Genomic DNA, 13,378 nt, shown 5'->3' on the forward strand with positions numbered 1-13,378 from the left:
TATAAATAATCTTAAGTAATTAGCAGGTCTGGGCCAGTTTCCGTCTCGTTGAGACAGTATTCTTGCCGAACGCAGATTGTGAGGGGCTGATTTGTTGAAGAAATGCCATCTTTCGCACGCGAGAAACCACAGGAAGACAGACCCCCTCCGCCGCCGACTGCTGCAGTCCGTTTCGGCAGGCATGATGGGCGTCGGTCTGGCAGAGATGCTGTCTCTGGAAGCGGTCGCCAAGAGCGAATCCATGACACCAGGACAGGCGAAACGGGTACTGGTCGTCTACGAAGAAGGCGGGATCAGCCAGATGGATACCTGGGACCCCAAACCAGAGGCCCCCTATGATCATCGTACGCCGTTTAAGTCAATCGCCACGAACGTACCCGGCATCAATTTTTCGTCGCTGATGCCAATGACCGCGCAACAGGCCGATAAGTTATCCGTGATCCGCTCGATGACCTCAGCCCGTGTAGCCGGTCACAAAGAAGGTTGTCAGGAGTTTTTCAAAGGCTACCGTTTTGATTCCTCGTTTGACTTTCCCGATATCGGCTCGGTCGTCACCGATCAAATGGGAACAGACTGCCGGCAACTGCCGGGTTACATTTTCTGTCCGGGCATCAACATGCCCAATCACGTGACCAGTACCGGTTTCCTGCCTGCCAGCCGGGCACCGTGGAAACTGGGAACCAAGAACCTGGGAGAAAATCTGGCCGATCCGACCTGGAAAGTGAAATCATTACAGTTAAACCCGAAATTGAGCACGCAGCGGTTCAACCAACGGCGTGAACTGCTCTCACAACTGGATCGGTCCGCCGTCGCGAAGACGGAATCTGCCGAGACGCTGCAAGCCTACTATGAGAACGCCGTTGATCTGTTAACCAGCCCCCGCATACAGGCTTCGCTCAATCTCTCTACTGAAAGCGACAAAACACGAGACCGTTATGGACGCGACCATCGAGGCTGTTGTTATCTCTTAGGACGCAAGCTGATTGAAGCGGGCGTGCGGTTTGTGAGTGTGACCGTCGTTCAACCACCGGAGCACGTCAACCGGCCTGGCTACGGTCAACCTAAGGGTGTGTTCCTGAATTGGGATCACCACGAAGGCATCTATCAGAACGGCCCCTGTGGCGGCCCGCAAGGGAATAGCAACCAGGAACGCTTCGGCTTGCCGCATCCGGTGATGATGCCCAGCCTCGACCGCTCCTTCAGCGCGTTGATTGAAGACATGCATGCCCGCGGGTTACTCGAAGACACACTCGTCTGCTTCATCACCGAAATGGGGCGCACGCCGCGCGTCAATAAATGGGGCGGCCGTGATCACTGGGGACGCGCGATGTCCGTCGCCCTGGCGGGTGCCGGCGTACCGGGCGGTCAACTGATCGGCGCAACCAATAAAGAGGGCGGCGATGTGACCGATCGGCTTTACACGCCCTATGATTACGCAGAAACAATCTATCGCAAGCTCGGCATCGATACGGCCGCACGCATCCGCAGACCGGACGGCCTGCCCATCGAATTCACCGACGGCGGTCACCCCATTGCCGAAGTATTTTGATGGGTCACTATTTTGAAACTGAATCAAAGAAATTACAGACCTGAAAATCATAGATGATCCCCCTACCTCGACTTTCCCCTCCCTCAACCACGCGGTATGATCGAATCAGAGTCCAAGACAGCAATCACAAATATTTAACACTGCTCTCAGATCAGACGAACAAATAAGAGAAACACCTATGAATCATTTTACCATCTGCTCTCTGGCCCTCGGCTGGATTTTCGCCATCAGTTCGCTCCCCGCAGCAGAACGGGAACCGCAGGTCAAAGCATTGCAACCCGGGGTGAAACTGACACTCGTCGCCGAACATCCCGAGCTGGCAACTCCGACGGGGATCGACGTAGACGAACAAGGCCGCATCTGGGCCATCGCCACGCACACACATTTTCGCCCCGACGATTATGTCGGCCCGGAGCACGATGAAATCCTGATCTTTTCCAATCTGAACAAAGAGGGGCGCGCTCAAAAACGACAGGTCTTTTATAATGCCACCGACGCCACGATGGACCTGGAACTGGGGCCGGATGGCTGGGTCTATCTGGCCGAACGAGACCGCATTTTGCGCATTAAAGATACCAATGGTGACGGCAAAGCCGATGTCGAAGAAAATATCGCCGTGCTGCAGAGTGAGGCCGATTACCCGCATAACGGTCTGGAAGGTCTGGCCTGGGACACGAAGGGGGACCTGGTCTTTGCACTCGGCGAGAACTTTGCGAAACCCTGGACTCTGACGGGCACCGATGGTGTGACCGTCAAGGGAGCGGGTGAAGGGGGTATCTTCCGTTGCACCGCCGATGGCAAAAAACTGAAACGGATTGCCGAAGGCTTCTGGAACCCGTTCGGCATTTGTGTTCGTGCAGATGGTGAGATCTTTGCTGCAGAGAACGATCCCGGCGAACGTCCCCCCTGTCGAGTCCTGCATATCGTGGAGGGTGGTGACTACGGTTATGAGCGCAGCTATGGTTCGGAGGCACATCATCCCTTCGTCGCCTGGAATGGGGAATTACGCGGCACCCTCCCCATGATTCATCCGTCCGGAGAAGCCCCTTGTGGAATCCTGCCGCTGGGACGCGGATTGCTCGTCCCTTCGTGGAGCGATCATCGCATTGACTTTTTCCCGCTCACTCCCAAGGGAGCCAGCTTTACATCCAAACCCATTACGTTGGTCAAAGGGGGACGCTACTTCCGCCCCAGTTGTATTGCCGAAGATCCGACCACCGAAAAACAAAAACGAACCTATTATCTCTGCGACTGGGTCGATGGTCGATATCAGGCACACGGCTATGGACGCGTGTGGAAGCTGGAAATCGACCTGAAAAAAGCAGATTGGGTCGGCAAGCTGGATCTGAAACCACCCACAAAACAAGCGCAACTGGCGGCCCACCTGCGTAGCGGCGATACCAAATATCCGCTTCAGGAGTTATTCGAGTTCACTCAGGATGAAGACCCATTCCTCGCGCAGTCTGCCTTGCAGGCACTGGCACGCGAAGCATCAAACTGGACTCCACAAGAAGTCGCCAGCTGGTCGACAGCGAATCGGATTCAGGCCGTGATGGCGCTGAAACTTGCGAAGGTGGACCCAGAAAAATGGGTCCCCCAGTTTCTGTCAGACCAAAACCCGGACGTGCAGTTCGAGACACTCCGCTGGATCTCCGACGATGGTTTGAAAGCATTTCTTCCGGAAGTGGAAGCGAAATTAGCGCAAAGTGATCTCGACTATCGGCGGTTCGAAGCTGCTATCGCCACCTTGAATACGCTGCAGGGAAAACCCGAAGCAGGCATTCGCAACCCGGAAATGCTGTTAGCCAAAGTTCAGGATGCGCAGAGTGCCCCCCGCATCCGGGCGTATGCACTCCGACTGCTGCCTACACAATCCCGTTCTGCTCCCAAAGCGGGAGCGCAGCCTGTCAAAAACTTTCCCAAAGGGCTCACGCTGGAAATGCTCAAACAGCTTCTGGCAGTCAATGATGAAACCCTGTCACTGGAAGTCGTCCGCACGCTATCTGGCAATCCCACCGTTTCTCAAAAGATCCTGAAGGGGATCGCCGCCGATCCCAAACAAAGTGCGAATCTGCGTGCTGAAGCAGTCGCGGGACTGGCGACATTAGCCGAACAAAATACCGACCTCTTATACCAGTTGGCGGGCGACAAAGAACGCGCCATACGCGAAGAAGCCTTACGTTGCCTTCGCCCCATTCAACACACGCTTCAGCAGCTACAAACTCTGAAAAGCCTGGCCCGTCAGTACCCCGAATCAAATGATCTGTTTGCAGCTGCTATCAATCCGAAAAGGCTCAGCGTCGGTCGCCCTGCTCTGTTCGATACCCAAGCCTGGTTACAGGCACTGGAAGCGGTACCGGTTCCAGCAGACCCGGAAAGTGGTCGCCGGATCTTTCATCATAGCCGACTGGCGAACTGTTCTCACTGCCATCGGCACGGCGGTCGCGGCAATGTCGTCGGCCCCGACTTAAGCAGCCTGGGCAATAAACAGGACCGCACCTGGCTCTTGAAGTCCATTCTCGAACCAAGTCGAGAGATGGCTCCGGAATATCAGCCGCGTACGATCATTCTCAATGATGGTCGCACCTTTACCGGAATTCGGCTGCGATCCTACGTCAAAGAAACCATCCGGGATGCCAACGGGCAAAACCGCACATTTGATCGCAGTGACGTGGAAGAGATGATCGAGTCGCCGGTTTCCTTCATGCCCAACGGCTTGGTCCATACATTAACGGACCGTGAGCTAAAAGATTTGATCGCCTTCCTGGAAAGCAAATCGCATCAGAAATGATGCGGTTGCTGACCGGCGGCGAGCATCATTTTTTCCGCTGCAACGTTTGCAGCCGACGACCGCCAATTTCAGCAATGTAGAGATTTCCGTCCGCATCGAAGGCCAGCATGTGGGGCAGGTTATATTCCCCCAGGCCATCGCCTTTCTTGCCCCACGAATGGACAACTTTGCCAGCTGGGTTCACCTGCAAAACCTTGTTTGCTCGACCGTCGGCTACAAACAGATTTCCATTCGAATCATATTCCATGCCATAGGGTGCAAAGCCAGACCAGACTTCCAGCAGTTTGCCTTCGGTGTCAAATATCTGCACACGGTCATTCTCTCGGTCGCCAACCAGCACGCGGCCTTTGCCATCGATAATAATCGAATGCGGCAGATTGAACTGCCCCGGTCCCTTGCCAGGCTCTCCCCACTGACCGAGATACTTTCCGTTCGCAGCAAACTTCATCACACGGCTGTTGCCGTACCCGTCCGAAACGTAAATCTCGCCTTTGGGTCCAAACGCGACATCGGTCGGCTTGTTGAACTGGTCAATCGTATTTCCCGGTTTGCCTGATTTTCCCAGCGCCAGCAGCAGCTTTCCCTGCGGGTCGAACTGGAACACCATATGGTGCCCGATATCGGTGACCCAGATCGTGTCATGCTTGTCAACGCGGAGACCGTGTGCCTGACCGATTAAATTATCGCCCCACGAACGAATGAACTTGCCATTACGATCAAAGCAGAGAATCGGCTGCTTCCCCCGATGAAAGAGATACATCCGACCCCGGCTGTCAAAATCCACGGCCGAACAGGGCCCCAGCGTGAGACCTTCCGGCAGCTGGATCGCACTGGCAACCGGTTGAAAGTCGACTGTCTCACCCGCAAAAGCGCTCTCTGCGGCAATTATCATCGCTGCGATCATGAAAACGAATACATTAGAGGTGCGAGGCAGATTCATACGGGTCTCTCCTGTTCGCCTGGACATCGACCATAAAGTACCGGGCAATAATGCATGCCTGTTTCAATTCATTCAGTTTACTCAGCGAGAATCGGACTGTCGAGACCGTGGGCAATGAGAAGGATGTTGATTTATTGCAACATTGAATATTCTGTAAAATCAGTTTGTTCGGATAATTCGACCAGGCGTTTCACACCCCACGGTCTGAAAGCTGGCTTCTCGATCATATCTATTGATTGATGTATTACGTTTCATTTGATCATGAAAGAACTTCACGCCCTACCCGATAAGGAAAACACAATGACGATTTTAGTGAATTCCCCACGTGCTGCTGCTTCACTTTACGGGATTCTTCTCTTGAATCTGGTTCTGTTTTTTGCAATCCCGGGAATGGTCTCAGCCGAATCGACAGACTACCAGGCAAAACTCCCAGAGATTCGTAAACTCGTGAAGGATACGATGGCCCATGAAAAACTACAGGCCGTTCTCCTGGGCATCACAGTCGAAGGCAAGGAACTGTTAATTCTGGCGGAAGGAGAATCCATGACCGGCGTGCCCGCGACCGCCGACATGCACTTTCGCAACGGTAACATTGCGGTGGCTTATATGGGAAACCTGTTCTACCAGCTCATCGATGCCGGCATCGTGCGGGCCGACGATCCGGTCGGCAAGTGGTTACCGGAACTGCCTGCAGCCCAAGCCGTCACGCTCAATATGCTCATTAACGGCACAGCCGGCTACCCGGACTTTATGCCGATGGAAACGTTTCAAAAACGATTCTACGCCAACCCGTTCTATCAATGGACACCGGATGAATTGATCAAGATCGCTTTCACGGAGAAGCCGCAATTCAAACCGGGCAGCGACTGGAATTACGCGCATACGAACTTTGTAATTCTGGGTCTCGCCCTGGAACGCGCCGCAGGAAAACCGTTCGGCGAACTGATGCAGGAACGTGTCCTTACCCCGTTCGGCATGCAGCAGACTGCCGCCCCGGGCACACCTCTGATCGCTGCCCCCGTCCTGCATTCCTTTACTGATGAGCGGGGACAGTACGAAGACGCCACCTACTGGAATCCCTCTTGGACGCTGGCCCGTGGTGCCGTCCAGTATACGACAATCCGCGACACCCTCGCCGGCTTCCGCGCCATCGGCCAGGGACAACGCCTTAAACCAGACTCATTCCAAGCCATGCTGGCACCCCACACAGCCGGTATGAAGATCTGGACCAAAGACCGCTACTACGCGCAAGGCATCGTCGTGAATCAAGGTTGGCTCACCCAGGCCCCCAGCTTCGCCGGCCTGTATGGCGCCGCCGGCTACCACCCTGTGAAAGACCTCACCGTCACCATCTGGTGCACGAAATCGCTCGAATTCAAATCAGACAACAACCCGGTATCCCCACTCTTCAAACAGGTGACCACGATCCTCACGCCAGAAAAGTGAGTTGGCGCTTCTGCACGAAGCGTCCGTGGAAACATGATGTGTGCCTCAGCACAAGTGTCGAGTCATTCTGTCGCCGTTCAAGAAAACGTATGTTTGTGAGAAGCTTACTTATAGATCAACATCCGCTGTTAAGTCGACCTTCCCTGAATAACCTTAGACGTAAACACCGGCTCACATTATCTCAATTGATCATAGGCAGAACTCCTGATAGATTGAGAGAGAATCATATTCTGTTTATCAATTGTTCTGCGCCAATGAATTCGACTTCACAACTACGGAGCGAAGGAGCCGATGCCATTTTGGAAACGTAAACCGAAAGAACCCGGACCACCGGCACACGGCCCCGATTTCTCCAACATTGATATGCGAGAAAAGACTCTCTCGCTGGTCGAAGAAGGGCAACTCGAAGCGCTGTACTTGATGCCGCCTGAATTCGGTGGCCCTGAAGACCCCATAAACATCGTTTACGTTCCAATAGGAATCGCGGACATCAAACGCGGCATCGACCTCAATATTATTGCTCCAATGGTGGAATCCGGCGACATTCAAAACTATTCAGCCGCGCCTGAATATCGAGGGCGCAGCTTTATACCGATGGCAATTAAGATCGAAGCATCAGACCCAAAACGATTCGAGAGCGAAATCAATATCTGGGGCGAAGCGCTGGACCGCGAAACCGAACTGCAACCTCCAAACAGCGGGTAACAACACAATGCAGCCGGGCAGCGATGTCGAAAGAATCTCACCAAGAACAAACGCAATCGCAATCATTTCCTTCACATGTATTAGTGTAATTCTTGGCACGTTCGGTGTGATTGATTTTCAAACAACTCATTCAATATCACGCATTGAAAATCTCGGCGGAAGCGTAAGATACGATACTGGATGGGGGGCGACCGTCTGCGAATGGGTTTATCTTGACGATACGGATGCAACAGACACCGACCTGAAATATGTTCGATATCTTTGGCCTCGCATCGGTGTTTCTTTGAGAAATACGGAAGTTACAGATGACGGACTTCCATTGAGCGAAATCGACTTAACTGGAACCAAAGTGACTCCCGCGGGGATTAAAGAACTGCGTCAATCACTCCCATACACACATTGTCAAATCAAATATGAACCGTAAAATGTCAACATAACAATATGTTGAACTCGTAAGGTAAAATAGCTCATCCGATATCAAACTGAATACGCTCCGATTGGCGAACTCGGTATGTGAGCGTGAAAGCGACAGGTATTCGCGGATTCATTGTTAACCAAGACACTCTTGACTCGGGCATCTGCTCATCGGACACTATATTAATTGGTTTATACATCCTACCGCTTTCGAGTAGGAGTGGATCAAACGAAATTATCAGGATGGTTTTTGAGATGGTTCGCATGTCTGGTTCATGTTGCTTATTCTTTTGTATCTGCTTCATCGCATCAACTACGGATGCTCTTGCCGATGATGTTAATAAATTGGTAGCGTTACTACAGTCTGATAAACCTGAAGTGAGGTACGATGCAGCATGCTCATTAAAAAAAATCGGTGCGAAAGCAGAGCCCGCCATCAAACCACTGATCGCTGCACTCAATGATAGCGGTGCACCAACAGAATTCGATATTCAGTATTTTGGGCCTCGCGTTCGGGATGCTGCATCTGACGCACTTGTACGGATCGGTCGCGCCGCCGTCCCGGCACTAATTGAAGCATTGAGCCACAAGAATAAATCAACTCGTGAAATGGCCGCGAGAACGCTTGGTGAACTCGGTCCACTCGCAAAGAATTCTTTTGCTGCACTGACCAGGACACTGGATGATCCTGAACACTGGGTGCAAATGAATGTCGTTCGAGCAATGGTAAAAGTGGGAGTAGAACCAAAAGTCGTAGTACCTATTCTCGAAAAGAAATTCTATCGCAGTCAGAAAACTGATTTTATTCGTGCTGAGATCCTGGAATCATTTTACGCCGCGGATCCTCAAGGAACGCTGGTCATCCCGATCCTTGTGGAAGGATTGAAGGATTCCAACGGCGACGTCATGGCCGCCGCCGCACGGACTTTGGAAAAATTCGGCCCTAAAGGGCTATTGGCGGTCAACGAATTGACTAAGGCGCTACCTACGACAAAGGTTCGCTGGGACTCTTATGCCGATGTTGGGTTTACTGTGCCGGTCCGCATCGATGTCGTTCGCGCACTAGCGGGAATCGGACCAGATGCCGTAGTTGCGGTGCCATCATTAATACGTCTCATGGAAAAGGACAAAAATGAACGCACGCGGATTTGGTCGTCGGCCGCACTGGTAAGAATCACCCCAGATAAACCTTCTGCTAAGCGAGGATTTACGCTTCTTCTCCAGATTCTACAGGGGAAACAAGGTTACCAGGAAGAGGCAGCAGAAGCTCTGGGAACAATCGGTAATGAAGCCGCAATAAAAGCCCTCATTGACGCTTTGCAAGTTCCAGACGAGTCTGAATTTGGGTCGTTCAGACAGGCGGTTGCAAGTGCGTTGGGTGAGATTGGCCCCCCTGCGAAAGCGGCCGTCCCTGCGTTGCGGGCCGTATTATTAGAAAAAAGAGAGTGGCATTTCGGAGTCCGTCGCGAATCAGCAATTGCTCTTGGAAAAATCGGCGCTGCGTCTAAACCGGCAATTCCTGATCTCATCAGTCTGAGTAACTCCGACGACGAATATCTACGTGATGTTGCAGCCGAAGCGATCGAAAAGATAAAAAAACAGTCCGATGGAAGTGATGCTTCTGATGGTGTGGAGAGCAAGCCGTCAAACAAAAAGTAATTGATCGCATCAGGTGCGTGAAAGCCAGACGTATTCGGTCAGAATATGACTGCATTTCTATCCTTCATTTTCGTGTCTTTGAGCCTTGATGGTGAAATTACATGTTCTGTATTGTAAAACATGTGTCTTTCTGCCGACAAATCATCAATTGAATCTAAGGAATACCGATGACTGCGAAGAGTTTTCAGCCCGTAAAAATAGGTGTCATTGGCCTGGGTCGGTTTGGGCGATTGCATTCATTGACGTTAGCTCGGCTGGCAGAAGCAGAATTGGTGGGAGTGGTGGCGCGTCGGCAGGAGAGCCTCGCTGCCATCAGCAAAGAGCTTCCCGATGTGCCGGGCTGGACGAATCTGACTCAGGCGATTGAGGAATCGGGTGCAGAGGCGTGGGTTGTCGCCTGTACGACGCATTCACATGTGTCTGTCGCGCGAGAACTGCTCGAACGTGGCAAAGCGGTGCTGTTGGAAAAGCCGATTGCGGATAGTCTCGAAGAAGCGGAAAGCCTTGCTCCTCTTGTGAAGCCCGATTCCAGCAACCTGATGCTGGGGCACATCCTGCTGTTTAACAGCGAGTTTCAAGAGTTGCGGGAGGTGGCCCGCGAACGTGGTCCGATTTCTTATATTGATTGCGTACGACATCGACCAGCGAGCATTGTTGAGAACTTTCCGGGCGAGAACCCGTTACATGCCGCGATGGTACATGACCTGTATTCAACACAGGTGTTACTCGACTGTGCGGAACCGGATCATTTCAGTGCCCAATTTCATCGGACTGACACAGGCGACATTGATCTGGCTGTGGCACAACTCCAGTGGAACGGGGGTCCGGTGGCATCGATTGCTGCCTCGTATTTAACTCCCGCAGGTATGCCGCCGCGCGGGTTTGACAGAACGGAAGTGTTTGGTGTGGGTTGGTCTGCCCGTATTGAACCGAACCCGCGACCGATCTCTGTCTGGGACAACGAAGCCTCCTGGCCTCTGGCGTTGGAAGTGCGTGCCAACCCACCCAGCGGAATGATGGCTGAAGAGTTGCGTTGCTTCTGTCGAGTTGTACGTCACAGGGAAGCAGTGCCAACCGGAGCAACCTACTCAGATGCCATGCAGGTACAACGCTGGATGGAAAAGCTGACTGCGTTTGTCTAAGCAGCAGGATGGCGATTCATCATATTATGTCCGCGAAACTCGTCATTTGCCGCACAATATACGAAAACGAATCTGAAAACGACCGTTGCACCTTTCTTGATCACTCATTTCTTTCCGTGGTTCTTTTCTTAATGGAATGAGCTGCTTCTGGATAATTTTCATTACATTCTGGCAAATCAATGCTAAAATGAACACTTGCTTCAAATGACAAGTCTGGGATGAGGTTGAGCAAATCCACAAAGTCCATATCCGGAACAACAACCCCCGAGTTAATGAATGCCGCACAAAGCGAACAACAACGTACTCGTAGAACTCACCAGCGTGTCGAAGTCGTACGGAAATTTACATCCGGCTGTAAACGCGGTCAACGAAGTCTCGTTTATCGTGAGCCGCGGCGAACGGGTGGCTCTGTTGGGTAAATCCGGATCGGGCAAATCGACGTTGCTGAATATGATTGCCGGGCTGGATCGGCCGACGGTCGGGAAAATTTGCGTAGCGGGACGAATCCTTTCCGAGCTCTCGGCGACTGCGATTGCCGACTATCGGCGGGAATGTGTGGGGATGATCTTTCAGGCCTACAACCTCATCCCCTGGCGCACGGCTTTGCAGAACGTGGAATTACCGATGGTCTTCGACCGCAGGGAAAAGGCGGAACGCACGGCAGCGGCTCAGGAGGCATTAGCGGCGGTGGGGTTAACTGAGCGAATGGGACATCGCCCCAGCGAACTCTCGGGCGGCGAGCAACAGCGGGTTGCCATTGCGCGGGCTTTAATGAACGGTCCGGAGTTGCTGTTAGCCGATGAACCGACGGGTAATCTCGATTCCTCGACAGCCGAGGATATTCTTGAGTCACTCAGACGATTCACTGAAAATTCTCAAACGGCGACGATTCTTGTCACGCACGACGAAGAACTGGCTTATCGATTTTCCACACGTGTGCTGCATATGCTGGATGGCCGGCTGGATCACGATTCGGGAGTGGGCGACGTATGAAATTCCTTGACATCGTCTCGACGGCCCTGCTGGGCATTCGTCGGCAAAAAACCCGCACAGCGCTCTCGCTGATTGGAGTGGTGATTGGTTCTCTGATGTTGCTCTTCGCCCTGGCCTCACGCAGCGGCGTTCAGGAGGCAATCATGCGGGTCTTCAGCATGAACAAGCAATTGCGACAGATTGAGGTCCAGCGGAATTGGGCGTTTGATGAAGATGCGATACCTGAAGAAGAACTGGAAGTTGATAGCGAATTAGACGAAGCCCTGCGCTGGCGAATTCGTCAAATGCTCATACGCCAATGGCAGAGAGAACATGGCAGCGAAAGCGTCGGACTGACGCGCGAGCGGATACAGAAAATTGAAGAACTCAAACATGTGCAAAACATCCACCCTCAAGTAGTAGAAAACGTCAAACTCGTAAGCGGTCAGAACGAACTGCAGGGATTTTGTGCAGCGGTCGCAGCCGACAATGAAGTGTTGCGCGAACGCATCCTGGTCGGCAAAACATTTAAGTCGGACAGTGAGAATACCATTCTGCTGAACGAATTTGTCGCCTGGAGCTGGGGATTTACGTCTCATACTCAGATGCGCGAACTGATCGGCACAAAGGTGACGATGGAATACCGCTATGGTGAGGAAGGTGTCGCCTATTCACTCTCGCGTCGCAGTGGAGGTGATGTGGAGTTCAGCAAGGAAGAAATCATCGCCTTAAACAGTGCGCTCGATCGCATCCCGACCATGATCGACGTTTTAACTTTGCCTGAAGAGGAGCGTGCGGTTTTAAAGAAAGCATTTCCGTCAAGGGCAGCTGACCCAGACCAGGCTTTTGAACCCATTGAGCGAGTGATCACTCAGGAGTTTACGGTCGCCGGAATCTATCGCGGCCCCACCGAGACTGAAATGAACGACCATGTTCAACTCGGTCGTACCGATGAATTCGCCGAGTTCCTGCTGCCAATCAAAACGGCAACAGAATTTGCGTTGCGTATCCCGTTCGTCGAAAAGTCAGGTTTCTATAGTGCGACGGTGCTGGTTGACCATGAGTCACACCTCAAAGATGTGTCAAAACAGATTCGCGAGATGGGCTTCCGCGAATACTCGTTGATCTCGATGGTCGAATTGATCCAGAAACAGGTTCGTCAGGTCACGCTGATCGTCTCCCTGGTCGCAATTTTCGCGTTAGTCATCTCCGCTGTGGGGATTGCCAACACGATGGTCATGAGCGTCGTCGAACGAACGCGGGAAATCGGCATCATGAAGGCACTGGGCGCCCGCGAGGGACAGATTCAAATGCTGTTCCTGATTGAAGGGGCACTGATCGGATTGATCGGCGGACTCTGCGCCCTGGCCATTGGTCTGGCCATCAAGATTCCGATCGAATCGATGACTATTTCGATTCTTGAGAGCGAATTGAACAAAACTTTCGGGCAGCAACAGGTGATCGAGTTCCCGCTCTGGTTGCTGGCGCTGGTGCTGGCCTTCAGCACGGCAGTCACCACCCTGGCAACGATCCTGCCCGCGCGCAGAGCGGCCCGCATCGATCCAATAACCGCCTTGCGTCACGACTAAGGGGTGTATAATCTGCTCCCTTTATAATGATCCAGCTTTCATCCGAATCCCCTTGTTCATAGCACCTCCCTCTGTAACCTCTTGACAATTTCCCCCTGGTTAAACAAAGTCCCACTAATCCTGCCGTTAATGGATTTAACCGAAATCATTCAGATTCATTCGATTTCGCTG

General features: G+C 52.5%; 10 protein-coding genes. 9 read left to right on the top strand and 1 reads right to left on the bottom strand.

What is annotated here, in order from left to right; translation table 11 throughout:
- Positions 1 to 94: 94 nt before the first annotated feature.
- Together Enr17x_RS18160 and Enr17x_RS18165 are read left to right on the top strand one after the other, a co-directional pair.
- Entirely contained in the window at positions 95 to 1,549 is a 1,455-nt protein-coding gene (locus tag Enr17x_RS18160) for a DUF1501 domain-containing protein (protein WP_145311141.1), read from the top strand.
- Between the two features lie 178 nt (positions 1,550 to 1,727).
- Positions 1,728 to 4,340, top strand: coding sequence for a PVC-type heme-binding CxxCH protein (locus Enr17x_RS18165; protein ID WP_145311142.1), 2,613 nt, complete (start codon positions 1,728 to 1,730; stop codon positions 4,338 to 4,340).
- Positions 4,341 to 4,365: 25 nt separating this feature from the next.
- Here the strand turns inward: Enr17x_RS18165 and Enr17x_RS18170 are convergent, their stop codons facing one another.
- On the bottom strand, positions 4,366 to 5,280 hold the full coding sequence (locus Enr17x_RS18170) for a peptidyl-alpha-hydroxyglycine alpha-amidating lyase family protein (RefSeq protein WP_145311143.1): 915 nt from the start codon (positions 5,278 to 5,280) through the stop codon (positions 4,366 to 4,368).
- 300 nt (positions 5,281 to 5,580) lie between these two features.
- On the opposite strand from Enr17x_RS18170, the gene Enr17x_RS18175 reads away from it, so the two are divergent.
- The 7 genes from Enr17x_RS18175 (at position 5,581) to Enr17x_RS18205 (ending at position 13,207) form a co-directional block, all read left to right on the top strand.
- The gene (locus Enr17x_RS18175; protein ID WP_198000655.1) at positions 5,581 to 6,726 is read left to right on the top strand and encodes a serine hydrolase domain-containing protein; all 1,146 of its coding nucleotides are present in this window, start codon (positions 5,581 to 5,583) and stop codon (positions 6,724 to 6,726) included.
- A 291-nt stretch (positions 6,727 to 7,017) separates the two neighbouring features.
- The gene (locus Enr17x_RS18180) at positions 7,018 to 7,431 is read left to right on the top strand and encodes a hypothetical protein (protein WP_145311145.1); all 414 of its coding nucleotides are present in this window, start codon (positions 7,018 to 7,020) and stop codon (positions 7,429 to 7,431) included.
- Positions 7,432 to 7,537: 106 nt separating this feature from the next.
- Entirely contained in the window at positions 7,538 to 7,855 is a 318-nt protein-coding gene (locus Enr17x_RS18185; RefSeq protein ID WP_145311146.1) for a hypothetical protein, read from the top strand.
- Positions 7,856 to 8,100: 245 nt separating this feature from the next.
- Positions 8,101 to 9,504, top strand: a complete 1,404-nt coding sequence (locus Enr17x_RS18190; RefSeq protein ID WP_198000656.1) for a HEAT repeat domain-containing protein — start codon at positions 8,101 to 8,103, stop codon at positions 9,502 to 9,504.
- Positions 9,505 to 9,671: 167 nt separating this feature from the next.
- Positions 9,672 to 10,646 (top strand): Gfo/Idh/MocA family protein, encoded by a 975-nt coding sequence (locus tag Enr17x_RS18195; RefSeq protein ID WP_145311148.1) that lies wholly within the window; start codon positions 9,672 to 9,674, stop codon positions 10,644 to 10,646.
- A 276-nt stretch (positions 10,647 to 10,922) separates the two neighbouring features.
- Positions 10,923 to 11,639, top strand: coding sequence for an ABC transporter ATP-binding protein (locus Enr17x_RS18200; RefSeq protein ID WP_145311149.1), 717 nt, complete (start codon positions 10,923 to 10,925; stop codon positions 11,637 to 11,639).
- Complete coding sequence (locus Enr17x_RS18205) at positions 11,636 to 13,207, top strand: ABC transporter permease (protein ID WP_145311150.1); 1,572 nt, start codon at positions 11,636 to 11,638, stop codon at positions 13,205 to 13,207. Before Enr17x_RS18200 ends, Enr17x_RS18205 begins: the two co-directional genes overlap by 4 nt.
- The last annotated feature ends 171 nt before the right edge of the window (positions 13,208 to 13,378 follow it).

The organism is Gimesia fumaroli, assembly GCF_007754425.1.
GTDB classification, from domain to species: Bacteria; Planctomycetota; Planctomycetia; order Planctomycetales; family Planctomycetaceae; genus Gimesia; species Gimesia fumaroli.